The sequence below is a fragment of the Cellulomonas fulva genome (assembly GCF_018531375.1).
Taxonomy (GTDB): domain Bacteria; phylum Actinomycetota; class Actinomycetes; order Actinomycetales; family Cellulomonadaceae; genus Cellulomonas; species Cellulomonas fulva.
The window spans coordinates 299,182-325,522 of the sequence record NZ_JAHBOH010000001.1 but is presented as its reverse complement, the minus strand read 5'-3'; the positions used below and the strand labels follow the sequence as shown (position 1 = coordinate 325,522).

Genomic DNA, 26,341 nt, shown 5'->3' with positions numbered 1-26,341 from the left:
TGACGCGTTGAGCCCGCGGTTACCGTCGCAGGGTGACCGTCCCCGCGCGTACGCCCGGCACGGGAGCCGGCTCCGAGCACGGACCGGTCCCCGCCCCGGCGACCTCCGAAGGCCCCGCCCGCACCGCCGGCGAGGCGCCCGCCTCCCCCGGCGACCCCGCGTCCGGCGACCGCGTCTCCGGCGACGACATCGACGCCGCAGGCACGGGGGGCCGCCCCGACGCGTCGCCCGTCGCGCTCGTCGAGCCGCCCTCCGACGCGGAGCTCGTCGAGGGCGCCGTGGCCACCTGGCGCGGCGCGCTGGTCGAGGCGGCCGGCGGGTCCTCGCTGTCCGACATCGACCTGCTGGGCGAGGCCGCGCTCGACCTGTCCAAGGCGCACCCCTCGGGGATGGCGCAGCTCTTCGCCGGCCGCGAGACCCGCCTGTCCAACCTGGTGCGCGAGGGGGGCGCGCTCGCGACCGCGCGCCGCCGGGCCCGCGCCGTCGGCTCCCGCGCGGCCGCGTACGAGCAGCGCTACGGCATCGCCCCGACGTCCCTCGCCATCGGTGTCGCGACGTGGACCGAGCGCTCGCCCGTCGACGTCGCGCAGGACGACGTGACGGCGCTGGCCGCGGCCACGCGCGGCGGTGCCACGGCGAACCCGTCCGACGAGCCCGCGGCCGGGCCGCGCACGCTGCGGGCGCCCGTGCTGCTGCGACCCGTCTCGCTGCACGCCCGCGGCACGGGGGAGAGCGACTACGAGCTCGCGCTCGAGCCGTCGCTCGAGGTCAACCCGGTCCTGGCCCGCGCGCTGCGGTCGCGCGGGGCGCTGCTGGACCCGGCCGCGGTCGCGCGCGGCGCGTTCACCAGCGGCGGCTTCGACCCGCGCGAGGCGCTCACCCGCCTCGCGTCGCTGGGCGAGGCCGTGCTCGAGGACTTCGAGCTGACCGAGCGCGTCGTCGTCGGCACGTTCGTGCACCCGGGCCAGGTCCTGGTCGACGACCTGGACAACCTGGCCGCCGGGATCGCGCACCACGAGGTGCTCACCGCGCTCGCGGGCGTGGAGGCGGCCCGCGACCGGCTGCACGCGGCGCTGCCGGAGCCGGTGCCCGGCGACCGGGACCCGGCGCACGAGCGCGGCGTGGGCGACCTGGACCCGGTGCAGCAGCACGTCCTCGACGTCGTCGCGACCGGCAACCACCTGTTCGTCGACAGCCCGACCGGCGCCGACGAGGCCGGGACGGTCGCCGCGGTCGTCGCCGACGCGGCCGCGGCCGGACGGACCGTGCTGTACGTGCCGGGCCACCGCCGCGCAGGGCAGGCGCTCGCCGCGCGGCTGGCCGAGCAGGGCCTGGACGACCTCCTGCTGGACATCGCCCCGGAGGCGGGCTGGCGCGGCGCCGCCGCCCGGCGGCTCCTGGGCGCCATGACGCTCGAGGCCCCCGCCGTGGACGAGCGCGGCGCGCACGCGCTGCGCGCCGACCTCGTCGGGCACCGCGAGGCGCTGCGCGGGTACGTCGCGGGGCTGCACGAGGTGCGGTCGCCGTTCGGCGTGTCCGCGTACGACGCGCTGCAGCACCTGGCCCGGCTCACCTCCGCGCGCCCGGCGCCGCGCACCACGGTCCGGCTCTCCGCCGACGTGGCGGGCGCGCTGGACGAGGCCGAGCGGGCGCGCACCGCCGCGGACCTCAAGCGCGCGGGCGAGCTGGGCGCGTTCTCCGTGCGCCCGGGGGACACGCCCTGGTACGGCGCGGACCTGCGCACGCACGCGGACGCGGGCGTGGCCCGGCGCCGGCTCGAGCGGCTGCTCGACGACACGCTGCCGCGCCTCGCGGAGCGCATGGAGCAGGTCGACACCGAGACCGGTCTGGTCGCGGCCGGGACGGTCGACGCGTGGGGCGAGCAGCTCACGATGCTCGACGGCATCCGCGGCTCGCTGGACCTGTTCCTGCCCGTCGTGTTCGAGCGCACGGCCGCGGACCTGGTCGCCGCGACGGCCACCACGCAGTGGCGGGCCGAGCGCGAGATCGAGATGGGCTACTGGCTGCGCCGGCGGCTGCGGCGGCAGGCGGCGGACATGGTGCGGCCCGGCCGCCCGGTCGCGGACCTGCACGGCGCGCTCGTCGAGGTGCAGGCGCGCCGCGAGACGTGGCAGGCGCACTGCCCGAGCGGCGGCTGGCCGCGGCTGCCCGACGGGCTCGAGGTCATCGAGGAGGAGTACCGCGCGGTCCGCGAGGACCTCGAGGCGCTGGACCTGGCGCTCGCGACCACGCCGGCCGGCGGCGGCCTGTGCGCCATGCCGCTGCCGGCGCTCACCGAGCGCCTGGCCCGCCTGCGGGCCACGCAGGACGCCCTCGAGACACTGCCGGACCGCACCGGCCTGGTGCACCGCCTGCGCGGGATCGGGCTCGGCGCGCTCGTCGACGACCTGGCGCAGCGCCGGGTCGACCCCGCCGCCGCCCCGGCCGAGCTCGAGCTCGCGTGGTGGAGCACCGTGATCGAGCAGATCCTGGCCGCCGACCCCGCGCTGGCGGGGTACGACGGCGACGCGCTCGGCGCGGTGTCCGCGCGGTACGCCGAGCTGGACCGCGCGCACGTCGCGAGCCTCGCCCCGCCCGTGCGCGCCGCGGTCGCGGGCCACGTCTCCAGCGTCCTGCGCCGGCACCGCGAGCAGGCGGAGGAGCTGTTCGCCGAGCTCGTCGAGGAGCGGCTGACGTCGCTGCGCGACACCGTGAGCCGGTACCCGGACGTCGCGCGCCGGCTGCGCCCCGTGCTCGTCGCGAGCCCGATGCTGGTCCCGCAGGTGCTGCCCGCGGCGCGGACGGTCGACCTCGTCGTCCTCGGCTCGGCCGCCCACCTGCCCACCGAGGTCGCGGTCGCGGCCCTGGCGCGCGGTCGGCAGGTCGTCGTCGTCGGGGACGCCCGCTGCTCGTCGGGCAGCGCGGTGCGCGAGCTCGCCGACGTGCTGCCCGTGGTGGCGCTGCACGCCGACGCCGTCCCGCGCGACCCGTACCTGACCACGTTCCTGGCCGAGCACGGCTACGAGGGCGTGCTGTCCGCGACCCCGCTGCCGACCAGCCGGCCGCTGGTGCGCCTCGACGTCGTCGACGGCACCGGCATGCCGGACCCGGACGCGGGCGTCGTCGCGACCACGCAGGCGGAGGTCCAGCACACCGTCGACCTGGTCCTCGAGCACGCGGTGTCCCGCCCCGACGAGTCGCTCGCCGTGGTCACCGTGACGCCCGCGCACGCCGAGGCGGTCCGCGAGGCCGTGCTCGACGAGGTGCGGACCAACCCCGCGCTCGCGGCGTTCTTCGACCACGCCCGGCGCGAGCCGTTCGTCGTGACGGACCTGACCGGGCTGGCCGGGCTGGCCCGGGACGCGATCGTGCTCTCGCTGGGCCTCGGCCGCACGCCGCACCGCCGCGTGCTGCACACGTTCGGCGCGGTCTCCGCGCCGGGCGGCGCCGCGATGCTGCTCGACGCGCTGGGGTCCACGCGGCACCGGCTCGTCGTGGTGTCCTGCTTCGGCGCCGACGACCTGGACGACGAGCGCCTCCGCGGCGACGGCCCGCGCCTGCTGCGCGACCTGCTCGCGTTCGCCGACGGCCGCGGCTCGGGCGACCTGGTCCCCGCGTCGCACGCCGTCGAGCCGGACCGCCTGCTGATCGACCTGGCCGAGCGGCTGTGGCGGCACGGGCTCGTCGTCGAGCTCGACTACGGCGTTCCGGGCGGCCGCCGCATCCCGATGGTCGTCGGGCACCCGGACGCCCCCGGGCGCATGCTCGTCGCGGTCCTGACCGACGACGAGGCGTACGTCGCCGAGCCCAGCGTGCGCGTGCGGGACCGGCTCATGGCGGACCGGCTCGAGCGGCTCGGGTGGACCGTGGTGCGCGTCTGGTCCGCGGCCGCGTTCCTGGACCCCGAGGCCGAGGTCGACCGGATCCGGCGCGCCGTGCACGCGTGCGTGCCGCGGCCCGTGGAGCCACGCACCGGCACGGCCGTGATCGGGCTGCCCGCGTCCTGGACCGACGACGAGCCGCCGGCCGAGGCGATCGCGCGCGTGGCCGCGGCCCTGGCGGAGCTGCCGGACGAGCAGGCCGCCGATGAGGCCGAGCCGGCGGGGTCCGCGGTGTCTCCGGCGTCTCCGGTGTCGACCGGGACCGGGGAGGTCTCGGCGGCCGAGGCGTCGGCGTCCGACGAGACGACGTCGCGTGAGCCGGCTGCCGCTGCGGCGACCCCCGACGACGACGCCCAGCCGCCCTCGCGGCCGCTGAGCGTGGTTCGCGCCGAGCAGCCGCTGCTGCCCGTGCGGACCGGCCCGCGGCCCGACGTCCGGCGCGGTCTGCCGATCGCCGCCTACAGCGACGACCAGCTCGACGACCTGGTGGCGTGGCTGCGCTCGGACGGCGAGGAGCGGACCCGCGACGAGCTCGCGGCGGCGCTGCGGGAGGAGCTGGGCGTCACGCGGCGCTCGTTCCGCATCGACACCGCGGTCCGCGCGGCGATCACCCGCGCGCTGACCTGACCCGCCCTGACCTGACCCGCCCTGACCCGCCCTGACCCGCCGAGAACGCCATCGCTCCGGCTCTGGGCCCCCACAGCCGGAGCGATGGCGTTCTCGGCGGGGGTCGGGGTCGGGGGTCGGGGTCGGGGGGTGGGATCATCGGGGTGTGAGCGGGGACGTGGTCGGGCCGGTGCCCGACGAGCAGGACCGGCCGACGCCGGCGCGCCGCCGACCCCGGCGGGCCGTGCGGCAGCCGGGGACCGTCGGCACGGACGAGTCGGTGCTGCGCACCACGCTGCCCGCAGCGGCTCAGCCCGAGCGCGCGGGCGGCGTGCCCGCGCCGGCGGCCACGGTCGACCGTTCGTCGGACGCGCTGCTCGCGGTGCGCAGCGCGGACGACAGCGACGAGGGCTGGGGCGGCTCGTCCGGCATGTCCCGGGAGAACGACGAGCGGCTGCGGCAGGACAAGCCCCCGCACTGGTGACGGCCGACCTGACCTGACCTGACCCGGAGCTGTCACGACCCGACCCCAGCCCCCGCGCGCCGACCGGCCGTTCACAGCCTCGCGGGGCCCCGGTCGCGGACGCCCGCGCCCGCCTAGCGTTCCTGTGACGTGGGACGACGAGTGCCGACGAGCGACGACCAGCGACGACGGGTGAGCAGGAGGGGGTGACGGTGGACGGTGGCCGGTGGGGACCGCCCGCGCTCGCGCGCCGCCGGCGGTCACCGCGCACCGCCTGGCGCGGGTGGCTGTGGCGGTGGCGGTTCGTCGTCGCGGCGCTCGGGGTCGCGGTGACGGCGTCCGCGGTGCTGCAGGAGCTGCGCCCCGAGCCGCCCCGCACCACGCGCGTGGTCGTCGCCGCGCGGGACCTGCCGGCCGGCACGACGATCGCGGCGGCCGACCTCCGCGTGGCCCGCGTCCCGGGCGAGCTCGGGCTGGCCGTGGTCACGGACGAGCCAGCGACGCTCGTCGGGCAGGCGACTGCGGTGCCCGTGCCCGCGGGGCTGCCCGTGGTCCCCGGCCTCCTGGCGACCGGCGACGTGGCGGGGCCGGAGGGGACGGTGGTCGCTGCGGTGCGACTCGCGGACCCGGCCGTCGCGGCGTTGCTGGCACCCGGGACGCGCGTCGACGTCCTCGCCGCGACGCCGGAGTCCGCGGGTGTCGTCGTCGCGCGCCGCGCGCTGGTGCTCCCGGTTCCCGCGGTCCCGGACGCCGCCGGCTGGGACGTGGGCGCCGGCGCGGCGGAGGCACCTCCGGTCCTCGTCGCGGTGACGCCCGACGAGGCGACGGACCTCGCCGGGGCCGCGGCGTCCTCCGTGCTGTCCGCCGTGGTCGTGCCATGATCGACAGGACGCTCAGGCCACGACCTTGCCCGACCACCTCCCGGAGGTACGCGTGACGCAGCCCGCCCAGGGATCTCCCCACGGTTCCCACCACGGCCCGACGCTCGGGTCGTCCGTCGGCTCGGCGGCCAACGCGCTGGGCCAGGGTGCCCGCGGCGCCGGCAAGGTGCTGAACGGGTTCAAGGAGTTCATCGCCCGGGGCAGCGTCGTGGACCTCGCCGTCGGCGTCGTCATCGGCGCGGCGTTCGCGGCGGTGGTGGACGCGTTCGTCGCCGGGTTCATCAGCCCGCTCATCGGGTGGGTCTTCGGCCAGCCCAACCTGGTCGAGCTGTGGGACATCGGCCCCTACAGCTGGGGCGACGAGGGCGGCGACCCGATCAAGGTCGGCCTCATCCTGCAGGCGCTGCTGACGTTCCTGATCACGGCGGCCGCGATCTACTTCCTCATCGTGCTGCCCATGAACGCCCTCGCGGCGCGGCGCAAGCGCGGCGAGGAGCCGGAGCCGGCCGCCCCGGCGGAGGACATCCTCCTGCTCCAGGAGATCCGGGACCTGCTCGCGCAGCGCCCGGGACCGGCGGTCGTCGCGGACGTCTCCACCCCGCCCACCACCCTCGGCCCGGACGGTCACCCGCTCCCGGGCACGCCGGGTCCGACACCCGGACCGGCGACGCCGCCCCCGCCCCCGGCCCCGACGGCGTAGCCCCCGAGACCACACCGACCCAGCGGTTCCCCCGGCTCAGAGCGCTCTGAGCCGGAGGAACCGCTGGGTCGGCGTCGTCGTCCGGGGTCCTGGACCGGGTGGTCAGGGACGCGGCAGCAGGCGGCAGGCAGTCAGCGGCGGGTCAGGAGGCCGGGGAGGCGGCCTTGGCCGGCGTCGCCGACGAGCCGGACGACGAGCTCGTCGTCAACGAGCCGGCGGTCGAGCCGTTCGACGACGTGCCGGACGAGCCGTTCGACGAGCTCGTCGACGCGCCGCTCGTGGACGCGCCGTTGGAGGACGAGCCGCTCGACGAGTCGGAGCCGCTCGAGGCGGCGGCGGGGACGCTCGAGGACTTCGTGCCCGAGCGGGCGTCGTTGCGGTAGAAGCCCGAGCCCTTGAACACCACGCCCACGGACGAGAACACCTTGCGCAGCCGGCCCTCGCACTCGGGGCAGACGGTCAGGGACTCGTCGGAGAACGACTGGTGGATGTCGAAGGCGTGGCCGCACGCCGTGCACGCGTACGAGTAGGTGGGCACCGGGTCTCCTGGTGGTTCGGGTCGCTTCGCGGGTGCTCGCGCGGGGCCGGGTCCTCGGTGGGATCCCTGGCACTCGCACGGTCCGAGTGCCAAGGATAACGGCCCGCCGTGGCGCCCGATTCCCGACGGCGCACTACCCTCGCAGACGTGCTCCGCAGCCGTACCGCCCGCCTCACCCTGATCTCCGTCGCGATCGTGCTCGTCGTCGCCCTCGTCGCCGGCGTGGTCGCCGCGTTCGTCGTCGTGCGCCGCCCGTTGCCGCAGACGTCCGGGACGCTGACGGTGCCGGGGCTCACGGCACCGGTCGCGGTGACGCGCGACGCGCGCGGCATCCCGACCCTCACCGCGGACACCTCGGCGGACCTGTTCCTGGCGCAGGGCTACGTCGCGGCGCAGGACCGGTTCTTCGAGATGGACTACCGCCGGCACGTCGTGGCCGGCCGGCTGTCCGAGCTCGTCGGGGAGAACGAGGACGCGCTCGACGCGGACAAGGTGATCCGCACGTTCGGCTGGTACCGCGTGGCCACCGAGGAGCTCGAGACGATCGACCCGGCGACCCGCGCGGTGCTCGAGGCCTACACGCGCGGGGTCAACGCCTACCTCGACGGCAAGGCGCCCTCGCAGATCGCGGTCGAGTACACGGTGCTCGGCCTGCAGGTCGACGTCGAGGCGCCCGCACCGTGGACCGAGGTCGACTCCCTCGCCTGGCTCAAGGCCATGGCGTGGGACCTGCGGGGCAACTACGACGACGAGCTGGGCCGGGCCCGCGCGTTCTCGTCGATCCGGGACGTGGCGCAGGTCGACGAGCTGTTCCCGGCGTACCCGCAGGACGTCAACGCCCCGATCCTCGCGGAGGCGGACCTCACCGACCCGACGCCGGCCGCCGCGCAGGCGCGGGCGCTGGACCTCGACGACATCGGCCTGCAGCGGGCCGTCGACAGCGCGCAGGCCGCGCTCGCGGCGGTGCCGCACCTGCTCGGCGACGGCGAGGGCATGGGCTCGAACTCGTGGGTGGTCAGCGGCGACCTCACCGAGTCGGGCCACCCGCTGCTGGCCAACGACCCGCACCTGGGCATCTCGGCGCCCGGCATCTGGATGCAGGTGGGGCTGCGCTGCCGCGAGGTCACCGACGCGTGCCCGTACGACGTCTCGGGCTTCTCCTTCGCCGGGTTCCCGGGCGTGGTGATCGGGCACAACGCCGACCTCGCGTGGGGGCTGACCAACCTCGGCGCGGACGTGACGGACTTCTTCCTCGAGCGGGTCACCGACGACGGCACCTCGTCGGTGCGCGGCAACGAGCTCGAGCCGATCGCTACCCGCACCGAGGTGATCAAGGTCAACGGCGGCGACGACGTGACGATCGAGGTGCGCGAGACCGTGCACGGACCGATCGTCTCCGACGTGCTCGAGTCCGACGCGCTCGGCGACGCCCCGCTGCCGGACGGCACGTTCGGCCGCAGCTACGAGGTCGCGCTCGCGTGGACGGCGCTCGCGCCGGGGCGCACGGCGGACGCGGTGCTCGCGATCGACACCGCCAAGGACGCCGCCGACATCGCGCGCGTCGGCCGCCTGCTCGACGTGCCGTCGCAGAACATCGTGTTCGCGACCACCGACGGGCACATCGGCTACCAGGCCCCGGGCCGCATCCCGCTGCGCAACGACGTCACGGGCGAGGTCCCGTCGGACGGCACCTGGCCGCGGCCGGGCTGGGACCCGGCGTACGACTGGCAGGGCTACGTCGACCCCGAGGACATGCCGCGCGCGCTCGACCCGGCGCAGGGCTTCGTCGTCGCGGCCAACCAGGCGGTGACGCCGGAGGGCGTGGGCCCGTACCTGACGAGCGACTGGGACTACGGCTTCCGCTCGCAGCGCATCCGCGACGTCCTCGAGTCGCACGTCGCGGCGGGGGAGAAGATGACGGTCGCGGACATGGGCGCGCTGCAGGTCGACCAGCACAACCCGTACGCCGACGTCCTGGTGCCCGCGCTGCTGCGGCTCGACATCGACGACGCGTTCGACGACGACGGCCAGGACCTGCTGCGCACGTGGGACCACGTGCAGTCGGCGGACTCGGCCGCCGCGGCGTACTTCTCGGCGGTCTGGTCGACCCTGCTGACGCTCGCGTTCGCCGACGACCTGCCGAAGGACGACGCGCCGGACGGCGGGTCGCGCTGGCTCGAGGTCGTGCGCGAGCTGCTCGACGAGCCCGACTCGCCGTGGTGGGACGACCGGTCCACCCCGGGCGTGGTCGAGGGGCGCGACGAGGTGCTGACGCGGGCGATGGTGACGGCGCGCCTCGAGCTCACCCAGCAGCTGGGCCGCGACGCGGAGGACTGGCGCTGGGGGCGCCTGCACGTGGCGGCGCCGGAGCACGCGGTGCTCGGCGGCGACTCGGTCCCCGGCCTGGTGCGCAGCCTGGTCAACCCGGACCCGGTCGAGGTCGGCGGCGGCTCGTCGCTCGTCGACGCGACCGCGTGGGACGCGTCGCAGGGCTACGGGGTCACCGCGGGGCCGTCGATGCGCATGGTCGTCGACCTGGGGGACCTGGACTCCTCGACGTGGGTGAACCTGACGGGCTCGTCGGGCCACCCCGCGAGCCCGCACTACACGGACCAGCTCGGTCCGTGGTCGAAGGGCACGACGTTCCCGTGGCCGTTCACGGCGGCCGCGACGGAGGCGGACGCCGACCAGCGGCTCACGCTCGAGCCCTGACGGCAGGCGTGGCGCCGGCTCACTGCGCCAGCGGGACCCAGCCCTCCGGGGTGGCGTAGGCGTCGACGCGGCGGTCGTGCCGCTCGTGCGGCAGCGGCTGGGTCCGCGCGTCGTACACCTCCTCGGGGAAGACGAGGGCGACGACGAGCGCGTCGAGCCGGGCGTGCTCGAGCGCCCGGTCGTACCAGCCGCCGCCCTGGCCGAGCCGCGAACCGGCGGTGTCGACCGCGAGGGCGGGGGTGACGATCACGTCCGCGTCGGCGAGCGCCTGCGGCCCGAGCGTCGGCCCGCCGGGCTCGGGTGGCCGGCCGGGCGCACGCTCCCGCAGGTCGTCGGCGCCCTGGTACTCCGCCCACTCGCGCTGCAGCCCCGCGCCGAGCACCGGCAGCAGGATCCGCACGCCGCGCGCCGCGAGCCGCTCCAGCAGCACCCCCGTGCCGGGCTCGGCGGACCGCGCGGCGTAGACGGACACGCACCGCGCCTGGGCGACCGCCGGGATGGACTCGACCACGTCGGCGAGCGCCACCGCGGCCTCGTCACGCAGGCGGGCCGACCGGTGCCCCCGGGCCGCGCGGATGGCCGCTCGCAGCTGCTCCTTCGACTCGTCGGGCTCCGGCCTGGACGCACGCAAGGACGAGTCGGCAGCGCTGCTCATGCCCCCAGTGTCGCAAACGAACCGGGGTGCCGGGTGGGCCTTCCGGTCCGTTTCGTCGGGCCCGTCCGCGGCCGGGTGAACCCTCGATGGCCCCTCGGCGAAGGTCGTCCGACGAGACGCACGCCACATTCCGTACGGGTGGGCGCGGGTCACGGCGCGCGGCTAGCGTTCCCGCATGACGATCCACAAGGCAGTCATCCCCGCCGCAGGACTGGGCACGCGATTCCTTCCCGCCACGAAGTCGACGCCCAAGGAGATGCTCCCGGTGGTCGACAAGCCGGCGATCCAGTACGTCGTGGAGGAGGCCGTCACCGCGGGCCTCGACGACGTCCTGCTCATCACGGGCCGCTCCAAGCGGACCCTGGCGGACCACTTCGACGCGGTCCCCGAGCTCGAGGCGGCGCTGGAGGCGAAGGGCGACACCGAGCGCCTCGCCAAGGTCCGCGAGTCCACGGAGCTCGCGAACGTGCACTTCGTGCGGCAGGGCCAGCCGCGCGGCCTGGGCCACGCCGTGCTGCAGGCCAAGCACCACGTCGGCCAGGAGCCGTTCGCGGTGCTCCTGGGTGACGACCTGATCGACGAGCGCGACGAGCTCCTCACCACGATGCTCGCGCTGCAGGAGCGCGTCGGGGGCTCGGTGATCGCGCTGCTCGAGGTCCCGCCGGAGCAGATCTCGTCGTACGGCTGCGCCGCGGTCGAGGCGCTCGAGGGCGAGCAGGAGGACACCGTGCGGGTCACGGGGCTCGTCGAGAAGCCCCCGGTCGAGGAGGCGCCCAGCAACCTCGCCATCATCGGTCGCTACGTGCTGCACCCCGCGGTCTTCGAGGTGCTCGAGAGCACGGCACCCGGCCGCGGCGGCGAGATCCAGCTCACCGACGCGCTCGCCACGCTCATGGACCTGCCGCCCGAGCAGGGCGGCGGCGTCACGGGTGTCGTCTTCCGGGGCCGGCGCTACGACACCGGCGACCGGCTCGACTACCTCAAGGCCGTCGTGAAGATCGCGGTCGACCGTCCCGACCTGGGCCCCGACTTCAAGGCGTGGCTGACGGACTACGCGGCCCGGCTCTGACCCGGCGGCGGCGTCGGTCGCGGGACCGGCGCCCCGCACGGGGCACAATGCCCGCATGAGATCGGTCCAGGACCACCTGGCGGCGGTGCTCGCAGCGGTCGGGCCGGTCGCCCCGCTCGACGTCGCGCTGCACGACGCGGTGGGCTGCGTCCTCGCCGCGGACCTCGTCGCTCCCCGCGACCTGCCCGCGTCCGCGGTCGCGGCGCGGGACGGCTACGCGCTCGCGGCGCACGACACGGCGGGTGCGGACGACGAGCAGGAGCTGACGCTCCCGGTCGCGCACGACGTCCGGCCGGGCGCGCCGAGCCGCCTGCGCCTGGCGCCCGGCCAGTCCGTGCGCGTCGCGTCCGGCGCGCCCCTGCCCGTCGGCGCCGACGCCGTGGTCGCCCTCGAGGAGACGGATCGCGGGTCGGTGCGGTTCGCGCTGCAGCGGGCGGCCGTCGCGGGCCAGCACGTGCGCGCGGTGGGCTCGGACGCCCACGCCGGCGAGGCGGTGCTGACGGCGGGCACGCGGCTCGGCGCGCGGCAGATCGCGCTCGCGGCCGCGCTCGGGTTCGGGCGCCTGCACGTGCACCCGACGCCCCGCGTGGTGCTGCTGTCGGTGGGCGACGAGCTGGCGGAGCCCGGCTCGTCGCGCGCCCAGGACGGTGCGGTGTTCGAGGCGGACGGCCACGCGCTGGACGCGGCGGTGCGCGACGCCGGCGCCACCCCCGTGCGCGTCGGGATCCTCCCCGACGACCGCGGCTCGCTGCGGGAGGCGCTCGAGGACCAGCTGGTGCGCGCCGACCTCGTCGTGATCACCGGCGGACTCTCCGAGCTCGCGGGCGACACCGTGAAGGACGTGCTCGCGACGCTCGGCACCGTCCGGCTCGACCACGTCGCGATGACACCGGGCTTCCGGCACGGTTTCGGCACGGTCGGCAGCGAGCTGGGCGAGGACCGCTCGGTGCCGATCTTCGCGCTGCAGGGCGACCCGGTCGCGGCCCAGGTGTCGTTCGAGGTCTTCGTGCGGCCCGCGCTGCGCGCGATGGCCGGGCACACCGAGCTGTACCGGCCGAGCGTCGCCGCGCACGCGTCGCACGGCTGGACCTCACCGGCCGGCCTGCGGCAGTTCGTGCCCGCGACCGTCCTGGGGACGCCCGACGAGGGCTACCGCGTCACGGTGCTCGGGGACCCGGCCGCGCCCACGATCAGCGCGCTCGCGCACGCCAACGCGCTCGCCGTCGTCGGGGAGCAGGACACCACGGTCCGCGCCGGGCAGGTCGTGCACTGCCTGGTGCTGGAGGGCTGATGGCCCTCGGGTGGCCCGCCGTGCTCGTCGACGGCCCGGTCCGGCTGCGCCCGCTGCGCCGCCGGGACGCCGACGCGTGGCTCGCGCTGCGCGCGCGCAACTCGGGCTGGCTCGAGCCGTGGGACGCCACCAGCCCCGTGCCCGTGACCGGCCCCCGGCCGACCTTCGGCGCGTTCGTCCGCACGCTGGCCGCCCAGGCGCGCGCGGGGGCGACCCTGCCGTTCGCGATCGACCACGAGGGCGAGCTCGTCGGGCAGCTGACGGTCTCGTCGATCACGTACGGCTCGCTGCGCTCGGCGTCGATCGGCTACTGGGTGTCCGAGCACGTCGCGGGGCGGGGCATCATGCCCGTCGCGGTGGCGCTGGCGACCGACCACTGCTTCGTGGCGCTCGAGCTGCACCGCGTGGAGATCAACATCCGCCCGGAGAACCGGCCGTCGCTGCGCGTGGTGGAGAAGCTCGGCTTCCGCGACGAGGGCGTGCGCGAGCGGTTCCTGCACATCCAGGACGACTGGCGCGACCACCGCAGCTTCGCGCTCACGGCGGAGGAGGTCCCGGAGGGCCTGCTCAACCGCTACAAGGCCGCGCGCGCCTGACGGCGGTGCGCCGCCCAGCCGCGCGTGGCGGCGGGCGGAGTGTGGGCGACACGCCGGGGGGTTGCCCGGGGCGCCGGGCGGCGCGCCCTACCGTCGGTGCGTGAAGGATCTTGCAGGCGTCGTGGCGCTCGCGCTCGTCGGCCTGTGGGTGGCGTACCTGGTGCCGCACAAGCTGCGGCACCGGCAACAGCTGGTGGAGTCCCGGGTCGACGACCGCTTCTCCGAGAACCTGCGGGTGGTCGCGGTGAGCGACCGCCCGGGCCGGTCACCCCGGCCACAGGTCGCGGGGAACGGCGCCGACTGCAGGCCCGCCGGCGCGTCGGGGCTGCTGACCCCCGGCAGAGGGGTGCTCGTGACGACGAGCGCCGCGACAGGAGGCAGGACCGTGGACCGACCCACCGCGCAGCAGGACCGCATCACCGCCGAGGTCGCGCGCCGCACGGCGCAGACCCGAGCCGCGCACGCGGCGTCCGTCGCGCGCCGTGGCGCCGCCGCTCGTCGTCGTGGCCTGCTCGCGGGCGGGCTCGTCGTGCTGACCGTCGCAGGGACGCTCGGCGCCGTCGCGCTGCCCGCCGTCACGTGGGTCGCGGCGGTCGTGCCGGCCGTGCTGCTGACCGCCGTCGTGGTGCTCGGTCGCCGCGCCGTGCTCGTCGGACGGCAGAACGACGCCGCGTTCGCCGAGGCCATGGCGCGCGCGACCGCCGACGCGCGGGCGGCTCGCGAGCGCGCCTCGCGGGCCGTGACCGGTGCGAACCCCGTGGTCGCCCGCGCCGGCGTGACGGGGCACGCGGTGCGTCCGTCCGACGACCTGCGCACCCAGGCCATCGCCCGCGTGCGGACGTCCGACGAGGCCGGCTGGTCGCCGGTCCCCGTGCCGCGACCGACCTACGCGCTCAAGGCCGAGGCCCCGCGCCGCGAGCCCGTGGCGCTGGAGAACCTCGAGGGCTCGACCCACGCGGCCCCGATGGCGCCGCCCGCCGCGGCGCCGACCGTGGCGCCGACCGTGGCGCCGACCGTGGCGCCGAACGTGGCGCCCGCTGCCGCCGCGACGACCGTCGCCGCGGCGGTCGCGCTGCCCGCCACGACGGGCTCGATCGACCTCGACGCCGTCCTCGCGAAGCGGCGCGCGTCCGGCCAGTAGCCCGTCGATTGGTTGCTCGCGGGCGACCGACGGGCCGAGCGGCCGGGCGGGTGCCCGCGGATTTCGTCTCGCGGGCTCCGGTGGGCTAGTCTGTAGCCCGCTTCAAGGGGCTGTGGCGCAGTTGGTAGCGCGTCTCGTTCGCAATGAGAAGGTCAGGGGTTCGAATCCCCTCAGCTCCACCCCAGGGTGACCCCCGTCCGATCGGCCGCAGGCCGGTACGGGCGGGGGTTTCTTCGTGCCCGGGCCGTGGGCGCCGCGTCGGGCGCGGCGTCTCTCGGGGACCTCCGGCGGGCCTACGCTCGACAGTCGCACCGGTGACCCGCCGGCGCCGCGGCCCGGGGCCGCGCCCCCGGCGGCGGAGGCACGACGGCACATGACGGCACCGTTCGACGAACGCGAGGCCGAGCTCGCGGGACGCCCGAGCCGGCGTCCGAGCGTCCGCAACCCCGGCCGCGCCGTGGTGGCGGCGTTCGCCGTCGGCGTCGTCGGCGGCACCCTGCTGCTCCTGCTGCCCGTCGCGCGCTCGGGACCCGGCGGGGCGAGCCCGCTCGAGGCGCTGTTCACGGCCACGTCGGCGCTGTGCGTGACGGGGCTCGCCGTCGTCGACACCGCGGAGTACTGGTCGGCCTTCGGGCAGGTCGTCATCCTGCTGCTGATCCAGGTCGGCGGGTTCGGGGTCATGACGCTCGCCACCCTGCTCGGCCTGTTCATCTCCCGACGGCTGGGCCTGAGCTCGCGGATGGTCGCCGCGGCGGAGACCAAGAGCGTCGGCCTGGGCGACGTGCGGCGCGTCGTGCTCGGCGTCGCCACGATCAGCCTCACGGTCGAGGCCGTGACCGCGGCCCTCCTGACGCTGCGGTTCGCGCTCGGGTACGGGTACTCCCCGGGCGAGAGCCTGTGGCTGGGGGTGTTCCACGCGGTCTCGGCCTTCAACAACGCCGGCTTCGCGCTCTTCAGCGACAGCCTGATCGGCTTCGCGGGCGACCCGTGGATCTGCCTGCCGATCGCCGCCGCGGTCATCCTCGGCGGGCTGGGGTTCCCGGTGATCCTCGAGCTCGTGCGGCAGCACCGGCACCCGCGCCGGTGGAGCATCCACACCCGGCTGACCCTCGTCATGACCGCCGTGCTGCTCGTCGGGGGGACGGTGTTCGTCACGGCGGCCGAGTGGGCCAACCCGCACACGCTCGGGGCGCTCGAGCCCGCGGGCCGGGTCCTCGCCGGCTTCTTCCAGTCCGTGATGCCGCGGACCGCGGGGTTCAACAGCGTCGACACCGGGGCGATGAACGGCGGCACGCTGCTGGGCACCGACGTGCTGATGTTCATCGGCGGGGGGAGCGCGGGCACGGCCGGAGGCATCAAGGTCGGCACGTTCGCCGTCCTGCTCCTCGCGATCGTGGCCGAGCTGCGCGGCGACCCGGACGTCGACCTGTTCGACCGCCGCATGTCGTCGGGCACGATCCGCCAGGCGCTCGCCGTCGCTCTGCTGAGCGTCGCGGCCGTCGTCGTCCCCACCATGGTGGTGTCGCTGACGAGCGCGTTCACGCTCGACGAGGTGCTGTTCGAGGTGACGTCGGCGTTCGCGACGGTGGGCCTGTCGACCGGCATCACCGCCGACCTCGCACCGGGTCACCAGCTCCTGCTCGTCGTGCTGATGTTCGCCGGCCGGCTGGGACCCGTCACGCTCGCGTCCGCGCTGGTGCTGCGGGACCGCCGGCGGCTGTTCCGCCGGCCCGAGGGCCGGCCCTTGATCGGGTGACGTCATGACCGGTTCGTCGGGTTCGTCGGACGGCGTTACCTGACCCTCACGTGCCTGGTCAGGGCTTCACGCGTCGGAAACGTGCCGGGAACCTGGCGTGCGCGCGGGTCCTTAGCGTCAGCGGTGCGCTGCCAGCGGTGGCGGCGCGTCCCCCGACGCAAAGGACCTCCGTGCGACTCTCCCCACGCTCGAATCGATTCGCGGCGAGCCTGCTCGCCGCGGTGCTCACCGCCGGCACGCTCACCGCGTTCGCCGCACCAGCCACGGCCACGACGACGACGGACGGCGAGGTCGCCGCCGGCGACAGCTGGACCGTCACCGACCTCGGCGGGACGTACGAGGTCACGCTCGACCTCGACGAGCCGCTGCCCGTCCGCGACGACGCCCCGACGCTCGTCGTCGACGGCGAGCCCGTCGGCCTCGCGCAGGAGTCCGACTCCGGCCGCCGCCTGACGGTGCTGACCGACGACCCGTCGGTCGCCACCGCCGACTCGGTGCGCGCCGGCTGGTTCAGCGAGGCAGGCGCCACCTCGCGCGTCCTCGCGGACGTCGAGGCCGCCCCGGAGCCCGAGCTCCTGCTCGAGAACGCGCCGGAGGGCACGCCCGACCCGGCCGTCCACGGCGACTACGCGTACACGAAGTCGCTCTACACGTTCGGCAACCAGGCCATCGACCTCGCGGGCATCGGGGGGATCCGCGGCGAGGTCGAGGGCAAGGTCTACCTGCCGACGACGGGCGGCGCGCGCCCGGTGGTGCTGTTCCTGCACGGCCGGCACACGTCCTGCAACGGCGCGGGCGCCAACCCGCTGCGCTGGCCCTGCGGCCCCACGCAGACCAACATCCCGAGCTACGCGGGCTACGACGGCGCGGCGGAGGCGCTGGCGAGCAACGGCTACGCCGTGATCTCGATCGCCGCCAACGCGATCAACTCGAACGACAACGAGCTCGCGCTCGACCAGGGCGCCAAGGCGCGCGGGCAGCTGATCCTCGACACGCTCGCGATCTTCCGCGACGCGGACGCGGGCGTCTCGACCACGCTGCACGACGCGCAGACCGACACCGACGTGACGCTGGCGGACGCGCTGTCCGGCAACGGTGCGCTGCCGGCGGCAGGGCTGGACCCGGAGGTCGTCGAGATCACGCCCGCCGACCTGGTGGGCCGGCTCGACTTCTCGCGCGTCGGCCTGATGGGCCACTCGCGCGGCGGCGAGGGCGTCACGGCCGCGGCCACGCTCAACGCGCAGCTCGAGGACCCGTTCGACATCGTCTCGATCCTGCCGCTCGCGCCGGTCGACTTCGGCCGCATGACGGTGCCGAGCATCCCCTCGATGGTGCTGCTGCCGTACTGCGACGGTGACGTGTCCAACCAGCAGGGCCAGCACATGAACGACGACGCGCGGTACGCGTTCGACGACGACGTGCTGCGCTCCGACGTCTGGGTGATGGGCGCCAACCACAACTTCTTCAACACCGTCTGGACGCCGGGCAAGTACAACCTCTCGGTCTCCGACGACTGGTCCGGCACCAGCACGACGAGCGCGCGGGCCACCGACGAGGTCTGCGGCACGCAGGGCGCGGCGGTCGACACCAGCATCCGCCTCACCGCCGACGAGCAGTACGACGTCGGCACGGCGCTGCTGTCCGGCTGGTTCCGCCTGACGGTCGGCGGCGAGGACGAGTTCCTGCCGATGTTCGACGGCTCCAACGCCAAGGTCGACTCCACGGCCGACGCGGACATCCGCGTCTCCGCGACGCAGCCGTCCTCGTCGCGCGGCGACATCGAGACGTTCACGTCGCCCGGCTCGTCGGTCCGCACGTACGGGACCGCCACGGCGACGCTGTGCGCGAGCCTGTCCGGCCGCACGCTGCCGGCCACGCTGCCGTTCTGCTCCACGACGTTCGCGTCCGCCCAGGTCCCGCACTGGACCCCGGCGAGCAACGGCGCCAACGTCCCGGCCAGCCCGATGAACAAGATGCTGTGGACCAGTGGGACCGGCGAGCTGCGCATGTCGATCCCCAAGGCGCTGCGTGACGCGTCGGGTCGGGAGAGCCTGTCGATCAAGGTCGCGCCCGACGAGAGCGTGGCCTACGGCGGCGGCACGGACCTCACCGTGACGGTCGTCGACCGGACCGGCGCGACGTTCTCCCGCAAGGTGTCCGAGCTCAACCCGAACGCCCTGGTGCGGCTCCCGCAGAGCACCAAGAACCCGACGACGCTCGGCAAGATCGTGCTGCAGCAGGTCAAGCTCCCGATCGCGGACATGACCGGCGTGGACACGAGCGACCTGCGCGAGGTGCGGCTCACGGCGGCCGTCGGCATCGACGGCCTTTCCACGGGCGGCGCGTACCTCTCGGACCTCGCCTTCGAGACCCCCGCCGTCGGCACGGCGGCACCGGCCACCGAGATCTCGGTCGGGACCGGCTTCGTGCGGGTCGAGGAGGGCGTCGGCCCCGGCGAGGCGCTCGTCCCGGTCACGCTCTCGCGCGCGGCGGACGTCCCCGTGACCGCGTACCTCACGGTCGCGGGCGGCACCACGGCCACGGCCAAGGCCGCGCTCGCCATGAGGAAGGTGACCTTCGCACCGGGCCAGACCTGCACCGCGGTCCCGGTCGCCACCTACGGCGACGCGGCGGCCAGCTCGTCGGCGGCCACCGCGTACAAGATCTCGGTGATCAACACGAGCAACGCCGTCATGGGCGCGGACGCGTTCGCGCAGCTCGTCGTCCGCGAGGACGACGGCACCACGGGCGCGGCCGCCCCGATCGCCCCGGTGGGCGAGCAGGGTGACCCGTGCGCCGAGGTCGCGCCGACGGCCGGCACGCTCACGGCGGGCACGGACCCGGTGGCCCCGAGCGACACCGTGACGGTCTCCGGCACGGGCTTCCGCGCCTTCGAGTCGGTGGCGTTCTCGCTCGACGGCGTCGCGCTCGGCTCGGCGGTCTCCGTCGCCGACGGCTCGGTCTCGGCCGAGCTCGTCGTCCCCGCCGACGCGGGCCTCGGTGAGCGCGAGCTGACCGCGGTCTCGGCCGGCACCGGCCGCACCGCGAGCGGCACGCTCACGGTCCTGGCCCCGACGACGACGGCGCTGACCCTGGCGCCGGAGGTCCCCGCGATCGCCGAGGCCGTCACGCTGACGGCCACGGTCTCGGGCGCGGACACGGCCGGTGCGGTGACGTTCACCGACGGTGAGACCGTGCTCGGCACGGCGGACGTCGTCGAGGGCGTGGCCACGCTCGAGGTCGCCGACGGCTTCGCGGCCGGGGAGCACGCGGTCGTCGCGACGTTCGGCGAGACGGCCACGGCCGGCTCCTCGTCGTCCGAGGTCGTCACGTTCCTGCTGGTCAAGGGCCAGTCGACGATCGCCCTGACGCTCGACGCGGCGGCGTCGGCGTACGGCAGCCCGGTCACCGGCTCGGTGGCCGTCGAGGGCTCGACGTCCGGGACCGTGACCCTCGGGTACGGCTCCACGACGACGCAGCTCGAGCTGGTCGACGGCGCGGCGACGTTCGCGCTCCCCGCCGGCCTGGCCCCGGGGGCGTACACGGTGTCCGCCGTCTTCGACGGCACCGCGAAGGTCGAGGCGAGCGGCACGGTGACGGCCGGGGTCGTCGTCGCCCCGGGCGCCACCGAGTCCACGGTGACCGTCCCCGCCACGGTCACGGTCGGTGGCAGGGTCTCCGGGACCGTCGCGGTCTCGGGCGGCACCGCCGGCACGGTGCCGGGCGGCTCGGTCGCCATCGAGGTCAAGACGGGTTCCGGGTCCTGGACGAGCGCCGCGACGGCGACGCTCGGCAGCACCGGCCGCGCGTCCTACGCCTTCACGGCGCCGACGAGCGTCGCGGGCCTCTCGGTGCGCGCGGTCTACTCGGGCGACGCCACCTACGCCGGCTCCACGTCCGCGGCGGGAGCGCTGCGGGTGGCCAAGCGGACCACGACCACCGAGGTCTCGGCCAAGGCGAAGGCCAAGGTCGGCACCGCGATCCCGGTCACGGTCGTGGTGCGCCCCACCGCGCTCACGGTCGGCGGCACGGTGCGCGTCTACACCCAGCAGGGCGACGGCGCGTGGAAGCTGGTCCGCACCGCGAAGGTCGCGACGGGCGGCAAGCTCTCCGTCTCGGTGACCGGTACGGCGCTGGGCTCGCTCACCGTCAAGGCCGTCTTCGGCAGCACCGGCGGCCTCACGTCGAGCGTCGGGACGGACACGGTCACGATCGTCAGGTGACGTGATCGCGAGGCGGTAGGCCGACGAGGCCCCGGGTGACGGTGCGACGCCGTCCCCGGGGCCTCGTCGTCGGATGGGAGGATGGGCGGGTGCCCGACGAGACCGCGTCCCGACCCCGTCGCTGGTGGTCGGTGGTCCGGGGCTGGCTCGACCCGCTGGTCATGATGATCGTCGCGGTGCTGGTCCTGGGCCTGCTGTGGCCGGCCGACGGCACGTTCGCGACGGTGCTCGAGCACGTGCGCACGGGCGCGATCGTGCTGCTGTTCTTCCTCTACGGCGCACGGATGCCGACGCATGAGGTGCTGGCGGGCCTGCGCAACTGGCGCCTGCAGGGCTCGATGCTCGCGGCGACGTTCCTGGTCTTCCCGCTGCTCGGCCTGCTGGTCCAGCTCCTCCCGGACACCGTGCTGGCGCCCGAGCTCCAGACAGGGCTGCTGTACCTGTCGCTGCTGCCGTCGACCGTGCAGTCGTCGGTCGTGTTCACGTCGGTCGCGCGCGGCGACGTCGCGGGCGCGATCACGGGCGCGACGATCTCGAACGTCGTCGGCGTCGTGGCGACACCGCTGCTGGTCGCGCTGCTGATGGGCGCGAGCACGGGCGGGCTCGACGCGGGCTCGCTGACCAGCATCCTGTTCCAGATCCTGCTGCCGTTCGTCGTCGGGCAGGCGCTGCAGCGCTGGCTGGGCGCGTGGCTGCGCGCGCACGGCGGGCTCACGCGCGTCACCGACCGGGCGACGATCCTGCTGGTCGCGTACACGTCGGTGAGCGAGGCCCAGGTCTCCGGCGCGTGGGACCACGTGACGGCCGTGGCGCTCGTCGTGCTCGTCGTGGTGTGCGCCGTCCTGCTCGCCGCGATGCTCACGCTCACGTGGTGGGGTGGCGGGCGGCTGCACCTCGCGCGGGCGAGCCGGATCGCGCTGCTCATGTGCGGCTCCAAGAAGAGCCTGGCGACGGGCCTGCCGATGGCGGCGGTCCTGTTCTCGCCCGTGCTCGCCGCCAGCGTGGCTCTTCCGGTGATCGTGTTCCACCAGATCCAGCTCGCCACCTGTGCGGTTCTCGCCCGGCGCCTCGCTCGCGTCGGGTAGCGTGCCGTCAGCCCGATCCGCCCGGCTCGTGCCTCTCGCGCCGGCTCCGTACGCCCTCAGGAGAGCTGTGACCGACGCGTCGACCGATCTCGGTGTCGTCCCCCGACCGATGCTCTGCGAGGTCCGCACCGGAACGGTCTTCACGGTGGGTGAGGCGACCACGGTCGTCGTCGACCCGCGGCCGGACCTCATCGCCATCGGCGTCCTGGGCGCGGACCTCCTGGGCCGGGTCACCGGGCAGCAGGTCGAGGTGCGCTACAGCGACGACGACCGCGAGGTGCGGGACGTGGTGCGCCTGCGGCTGGCGCCCGAGGACGCCGCCCTGCCCGGCGGCGGCGGCGCGTACCGCCTCGACGTCTCCGGCAGGCGCGTGGACATCACGGCGCGCGACACCGCCGGTCTGACCCACGCGGTGGTGACCCTGCGCCAGACCATGCGGCAGGACGAGCGCGGCCGGTGGTACGCGCCGGCGATGCACGTCGTGGACGCGCCGCGGTTCGCGTGGCGCGGGCTCTCGCTCGACGTCGCACGGCACTTCCTGCCGGTGGACGCCGTCAAGGTCGTGATCGGCCTCATGGCGCACTACAAGCTCAACGTGCTGCACCTGCACCTCACGGACGACCAGGGCTGGCGCCTGCACGTGCCGTCGCGCCCGCACCTCGCGCGCGCCTCGTCGTCGACCTCCGTCGGTGGCGACCCGGGCGGCCACTACACGCCGTCGGACTACGCGGACCTGGTGCAGTACGCCGCGGCCCGCGGCATCACGGTGGTCCCGGAGATCGACGTCCCGGGCCACGTCAACGCCGCGACCCACGCCTACGGCGAGCTCAACCCGGACGGCGAGCCCACCGACGAGTACACGGGCATCGAGGTCGGCTTCAGCCGGCTGCACGCGGACCTGCCGGCCACCGAGCCGTTCCTCGAGGCCGTGTTCGGCGACGTGGCCGCGATGACCCCGGGGGAGTACGTGCACATCGGCGGGGACGAGGTCCTCACCATGGAGCACGACGAGTACGCGCGCCTGGTCGGTGCCGCGGCCCGCACGGTGCGTGCGGCGGGCAAGAAGGTCGTCGGGTGGCAGGAGATCGCGACGACGCCGCTCGAGCCCGGCACCGTCGTGCAGTACTGGGACACGCGCGTCGACCCGCAGCCGTTCGTCGACGCCGCCGGTGCGGGCGCGCTGCTGCTGATGTCGCCCGGGTCCAAGGCCTACCTCGACATGAAGTACGACGCGACGACCGAGCTGGGCCTCGAGTGGGCCGGTCACATCGAGCTGCGGGACGCCTACGACTGGGAGCCGACGACGCTGATCGACGGGGTGCCGCCGGCGGCGGTGATCGGTGTCGAGGCGGCGGTCTGGACCGAGACCATCCGGGACCTCGAGGACCTGACGGCGATGCTGCTGCCGCGCCTGGCCGCGGTGGCGGAGGTGGCGTGGACGGAGCCCGAGGACCGCGACTGGGACGACTTCTCGGCGCGCGTCGCGCAGCACGGCGCGTTCTGGGAGCGGGTGGGGTTCCGCTGGTACCGCAGCCCGCAGGTGACCTGGCCGGTCTGACTCGCGTCCCGGGTCCCGGACGAGCCGAGCACGACGCCTAGATCCAGGTCTGGAGCCACATGTGCTGGTGCCAGAAGTCGTACGGCACCGTCCAGCCCGCCCACAGCGGGTAGAAGTACACGCTCACGGCGACGACGACGCCCAGGAACACCCCGACGCCGATGATCGCTCCGCGGCGTGCCTCGCGGGGCAGGGTCGCCGGCCCGACGATCAGCGTCAGGACGTACACCAGCGTCAGCACCACCCACGGCGTGAACGCGATCGAGTAGAAGTCGAAGATCGTGCGGTGGGCGTAGGCGAACCACGGCACCCACCCGGCCAGCAGGCCGGACAGGACGGCGCCGGCGCGCCAGTCGCGGTAGCGGATCAGCCAGAACACCGCGACCAGGACGGCCGCGGCACCGGACCACCACAGCACGGGGTTGCCGATCGCCAGGATCGCCTGCGCGCAGTGGTCCGCGCCGCAGGCGGCCTGCGCGTCGCCGCCGTTGAGGGCGGACAGCTCGCTGTCCCAGTAGAACGACGTGGGGCGCCACTGCACGATCCAGCCGAGCGGGTGCGCGGCGTAGGTGTGCGGCGTCTCGAGCCCGTTGTGGAACTCCCACATCTGCCGGTGGTACTCGACGAACGAGCGCAGCGAGTCCGGGAGCCAGGTCACGCCCGCACCGGGGTGGTCCGCCGCCCACGTGCGCCCCCAGGCCTGGGCGTGCGCGAACCACGACCACCACGACGCCAGGTACACCGCGACGGCCGACCCGACCATCACCACGGCCGCCACGAGGCCGTCCTTGACGACGGCCGCGCCCGCCCAGCCCCGGACGCCCACCGCGCGCCGGGCGGTCGCGTCCCACAGCACCGACAGCAGCCCGAAGACCGCCAGGAAGTACATCGCCGACCACTTGGTGCCCATGCCCAGCCCGAGCAGGACGCCCGAGGCCAGCCGCCACCAGCGGAAGCCGAGGTGCGGCCCCCAGCCCAGGTCCGCCCCCTGCGCGAGCAGGTCCGCGGTCCGTTCCGCGAGCCGGCGCCGGGCCTGCTCGCGGTCCAGCAGCAGCGCACCGAACGCCGCGAGGACGAAGAACATGAGGATCGGGTCCAGCAGCGCGGTCCGCGACATCACGATCGCCATGCCGTCGACCGCGAGCAGCAGGCCGGCGACCGTGCCCCACGCGGTCGAGCCGAACAGCCGACGCGCGATCCGGGCGATCAGCAGCACGCTGAGCGTGCCGAGCAGCGCGGTCGCCAGGCGCCAGCCGAAGGCGCTCTCCATGCTGCCGGTCAGCCGCATCCCCAGCCCGATCAGCCACTTGCCGACCTGCGGGTGCACCACGTACTCGGCACCGGTGCCGAGGCTCGAGTCGTCTCCGGCCTCGAACGCCGGGTTCGGGTCCTCGCCCCAGTCCGCCTCGTAGCCGCGCTCGACCAGCGACCAGCCGTCCTTGACGTAGTACGTCTCGTCGAACACGAGCGAGTGCGGCTTGCCGAGGTCCCAGAACCGCAGCACCCCGGCGAGCACCGTGACCGCCAGCGCCCACGCCCAGCCCGTCAGCCGTCCGCGGCGGGTGGCGTCGAGCACGAGCGTCGCGCGGCCGAGCAGGCGGTCGAGCAGCTCCTCGCGCGTCGGGGGCGCCGCGGGTACCGAGGGCTCCGCCGCGAGGGGCGCGGGGTCGTCGGGGCCGAGGGCGTGCGGGTCCCGCTCGCCGGGCTCGAGGACGGCGACGCGGGCGCTCGTATCGTCGCCCTCGGGGTGCGCACCGCGTGAGAGCGGTCCGGCGGAGACCGGTGCCCACGGGTTCGCGGCCGCCACGTCCGAGCGCTCCGGCTCCTCGTCGCCGGCCGGAGCGCCCGCCTGATGGTCCTGCCCAGCCGGGGCGGCCTCGGACGCAGCACGGTCGGGCGCAGCACGGTCGGGCGCAGCACGGTCGGGCGCTTCGAGGTCGGGCGCAGCACGGTCGGGCGCTGCGAGGTCGGGCGCGGCGACGTCGGACGACGGGCGCGCGCGCTCGGTCGACGAGGCGTCGTCGGGGGCGTCGTCGTCGGTCTGCGGCACGCGGACATGCTACGGGCGCACCCCGTCACCGGGGCGCGAACCGGACACCGGCATCGATTCACCTCCCGGACCCCAGCCCGCCCGCCCCCGCCCACCGTCCCGGCGGGGCCGCCCGCCCCCGCCCACCGTCCCGGCGAGGTCGCGTGCTCTCGGGCTCTGCTGGTGGCGTCGGGCGCCGCGACCCTGCGACGGGGCACAATGCCCGCATGAGAGCGGTCCAGGTCCACGTCACGGCGGTGGGTGCGTGAGCGCCTCGGTGACCGGTGGGCGGCTGGTGCTGGCGGCGACGCCGATCGGCAACGTGGAGGACGCGTCCGCCCGCCTGCGGGACCTGCTCGCGAGCGCGGACGTGGTGGCCGCCGAGGACACGCGGCGCCTGCGCGCGCTCGTCGGCCGGCTGGGCGTCGAGGTGTCGGGGCGCGTCGTGAGCTACCACGAGCACAACGAGGCCGCGCGGGCCCAGGAGCTGCTCGACGTGGTCGCAGGGGGCGGCACCGTGCTCGTCGTGACCGACGCGGGCATGCCCGCGGTGTCCGACCCGGGCTTCCGTGTCGTCACGGCCGCGGTCGCCGCCGGCCTGACGGTCACCGCCGCCCCCGGACCGAGCGCGGTGCTGACCGCGCTCGCGCTGTCCGGGCTGCCGACCGACCGGTTCTGCTTCGAGGGCTTCCCGCCCCGCAAGCCCGGCGAGCGGGCGCGCGTCCTCGCGGACCTGTCCGACGAGCGCCGCACGATGGTCTTCTTCGAGGCGCCGCACCGGCTCGCGACGCTGCTGGGTGCCATGGCGCAGGCGTTCGGCGCGGACCGGCCTGCCGCGGTGTGCCGCGAGCTGACGAAGACCTACGAGGAGGTGGTCCGCGGGTCGCTCGCGGAGCTCGTCGAGTGGGCGCAGGGCGAGGTGCGGGGCGAGGTCGTCGTCGTCGTGGGCGGTGCGACGCGGTCCGCGGGCGCGGACGACCTGCCGGCGCTCGTCGCGCAGGTGCGCGCCCGGGTGGACGCGGGCGAGCGCCTCAAGGACGCGGCGCGGGACGTCGCCGCCACGGCCGGGGTCCCGACGAGGACGCTGTACGAGGCGGCGCTCCAGCGCGGCTGACGGACCCCCTCCCCCGGGGCGCCTCGAATCGTTACGATGCTGG

At 75.5% G+C, this 26,341-nt stretch carries 17 protein-coding genes and 1 tRNA gene; 15 read left to right on the top strand and 3 right to left on the bottom strand.

Annotated elements, in window-relative coordinates; all coding sequences use genetic code 11:
* The first annotated feature begins 32 nt into the window (after positions 1-32).
* The 4 genes from KIN34_RS01400 to mscL all read left to right on the top strand — a co-directional run bounded on the left by KIN34_RS01400 (position 33) and on the right by mscL (position 6,531).
* Positions 33-4,508, top strand: coding sequence for a PDDEXK-like endonuclease domain-containing protein (locus KIN34_RS01400; protein WP_214345929.1), 4,476 nt, complete (start codon positions 33-35; stop codon positions 4,506-4,508).
* Positions 4,509-4,653: 145 nt separating this feature from the next.
* Positions 4,654-4,971 (top strand): hypothetical protein, encoded by a 318-nt coding sequence (locus KIN34_RS01395; RefSeq protein ID WP_214352179.1) that lies wholly within the window; start codon positions 4,654-4,656, stop codon positions 4,969-4,971.
* A gap of 185 nt (positions 4,972-5,156) precedes the next feature.
* Complete coding sequence (locus tag KIN34_RS01390; RefSeq protein WP_307858036.1) at positions 5,157-5,831, top strand: SAF domain-containing protein; 675 nt, start codon at positions 5,157-5,159, stop codon at positions 5,829-5,831.
* A 52-nt stretch (positions 5,832-5,883) separates the two neighbouring features.
* Positions 5,884-6,531: a large conductance mechanosensitive channel protein MscL gene (mscL, locus tag KIN34_RS01385; protein ID WP_307858035.1), complete on the top strand. Its 648-nt coding sequence runs from the start codon at positions 5,884-5,886 to the stop codon at positions 6,529-6,531.
* Between the two features lie 142 nt (positions 6,532-6,673).
* Here mscL and KIN34_RS01380 read toward each other — a convergent pair whose 3' ends face one another.
* Complete coding sequence (locus tag KIN34_RS01380) at positions 6,674-7,069, bottom strand: FmdB family zinc ribbon protein (RefSeq protein ID WP_214345928.1); 396 nt, start codon at positions 7,067-7,069, stop codon at positions 6,674-6,676.
* A gap of 147 nt (positions 7,070-7,216) precedes the next feature.
* Between KIN34_RS01380 and KIN34_RS01375 the strand changes: the two genes are divergently transcribed.
* A complete protein-coding gene (locus KIN34_RS01375) occupies positions 7,217-9,781 on the top strand; it encodes a penicillin acylase family protein (RefSeq protein ID WP_214345927.1) in 2,565 nt (854 codons plus the stop codon).
* 19 nt (positions 9,782-9,800) lie between these two features.
* Here the strand turns inward: KIN34_RS01375 and KIN34_RS01370 are convergent, their stop codons facing one another.
* Positions 9,801-10,436, bottom strand: coding sequence for a 5-formyltetrahydrofolate cyclo-ligase (locus KIN34_RS01370; RefSeq protein ID WP_214345926.1), 636 nt, complete (start codon positions 10,434-10,436; stop codon positions 9,801-9,803).
* A gap of 175 nt (positions 10,437-10,611) precedes the next feature.
* Here KIN34_RS01370 and galU point away from each other — a divergent pair, with 175 nt between their 5' ends.
* The 9 genes from galU (at position 10,612) to KIN34_RS01325 (ending at position 23,155) form a co-directional block, all read left to right on the top strand.
* Complete coding sequence (gene galU, locus KIN34_RS01365) at positions 10,612-11,505, top strand: UTP--glucose-1-phosphate uridylyltransferase GalU (RefSeq protein ID WP_214345925.1); 894 nt, start codon at positions 10,612-10,614, stop codon at positions 11,503-11,505.
* 55 nt (positions 11,506-11,560) lie between these two features.
* Entirely contained in the window at positions 11,561-12,796 is a 1,236-nt protein-coding gene (locus tag KIN34_RS01360; protein ID WP_214345924.1) for a molybdopterin molybdotransferase MoeA, read from the top strand.
* Positions 12,796-13,392, top strand: coding sequence for a GNAT family N-acetyltransferase (locus KIN34_RS01355; protein WP_214345923.1), 597 nt, complete (start codon positions 12,796-12,798; stop codon positions 13,390-13,392). Before KIN34_RS01360 ends, KIN34_RS01355 begins: the two co-directional genes overlap by 1 nt.
* 100 nt (positions 13,393-13,492) lie before the next feature.
* Positions 13,493-14,533: a hypothetical protein gene (locus KIN34_RS01350; protein ID WP_214345922.1), complete on the top strand. Its 1,041-nt coding sequence runs from the start codon at positions 13,493-13,495 to the stop codon at positions 14,531-14,533.
* A gap of 106 nt (positions 14,534-14,639) precedes the next feature.
* A tRNA-Ala gene (locus tag KIN34_RS01345) sits at positions 14,640-14,712 on the top strand.
* A gap of 194 nt (positions 14,713-14,906) precedes the next feature.
* Entirely contained in the window at positions 14,907-16,289 is a 1,383-nt protein-coding gene (locus KIN34_RS01340) for a TrkH family potassium uptake protein (RefSeq protein ID WP_214345921.1), read from the top strand.
* A 170-nt stretch (positions 16,290-16,459) separates the two neighbouring features.
* Positions 16,460-20,512: an Ig-like domain repeat protein gene (locus KIN34_RS17235; protein ID WP_214345920.1), complete on the top strand. Its 4,053-nt coding sequence runs from the start codon at positions 16,460-16,462 to the stop codon at positions 20,510-20,512.
* A gap of 89 nt (positions 20,513-20,601) precedes the next feature.
* Positions 20,602-21,597 carry a bile acid:sodium symporter family protein gene (locus tag KIN34_RS01330; RefSeq protein ID WP_307858034.1) on the top strand — a complete coding sequence of 332 codons (996 nt, stop codon included), beginning with the start codon at positions 20,602-20,604 and terminating at the stop codon, positions 21,595-21,597.
* 28 nt (positions 21,598-21,625) lie between these two features.
* Positions 21,626-23,155: a beta-N-acetylhexosaminidase gene (locus KIN34_RS01325; RefSeq protein ID WP_307858033.1), complete on the top strand. Its 1,530-nt coding sequence runs from the start codon at positions 21,626-21,628 to the stop codon at positions 23,153-23,155.
* Between the two features lie 37 nt (positions 23,156-23,192).
* On the opposite strand, the gene KIN34_RS17230 is transcribed toward KIN34_RS01325, so the two are convergent.
* A complete protein-coding gene (locus KIN34_RS17230; protein ID WP_214345919.1) occupies positions 23,193-25,205 on the bottom strand; it encodes a dolichyl-phosphate-mannose--protein mannosyltransferase in 2,013 nt (670 codons plus the stop codon).
* Between the two features lie 244 nt (positions 25,206-25,449).
* Between KIN34_RS17230 and rsmI the strand changes: the two genes are divergently transcribed.
* Positions 25,450-26,298, top strand: coding sequence for a 16S rRNA (cytidine(1402)-2'-O)-methyltransferase (gene rsmI / locus KIN34_RS01315; protein WP_214345918.1), 849 nt, complete (start codon positions 25,450-25,452; stop codon positions 26,296-26,298).
* Positions 26,299-26,341 lie beyond the last annotated feature (43 nt).

Bases quoted from the DNA above. Each gene is read 5' to 3' on its own strand.
- KIN34_RS01370 (WP_214345926.1), bottom strand. From the start codon at position 10,436: ATGAGCAGCGCTGCCGACTCGTCCTTGCGTGCGTCCAGGCCGGAGCCC.
- galU (WP_214345925.1), top strand. From the start codon at position 10,612: ATGACGATCCACAAGGCAGTCATCCCCGCCGCAGGACTGGGCACGCGA.
- KIN34_RS01360 (WP_214345924.1), top strand. From the start codon at position 11,561: ATGAGATCGGTCCAGGACCACCTGGCGGCGGTGCTCGCAGCGGTCGGG.
- KIN34_RS01355 (WP_214345923.1), top strand. From the start codon at position 12,796: ATGGCCCTCGGGTGGCCCGCCGTGCTCGTCGACGGCCCGGTCCGGCTG.
- KIN34_RS01340 (WP_214345921.1), top strand. From the start codon at position 14,907: ATGACGGCACCGTTCGACGAACGCGAGGCCGAGCTCGCGGGACGCCCG.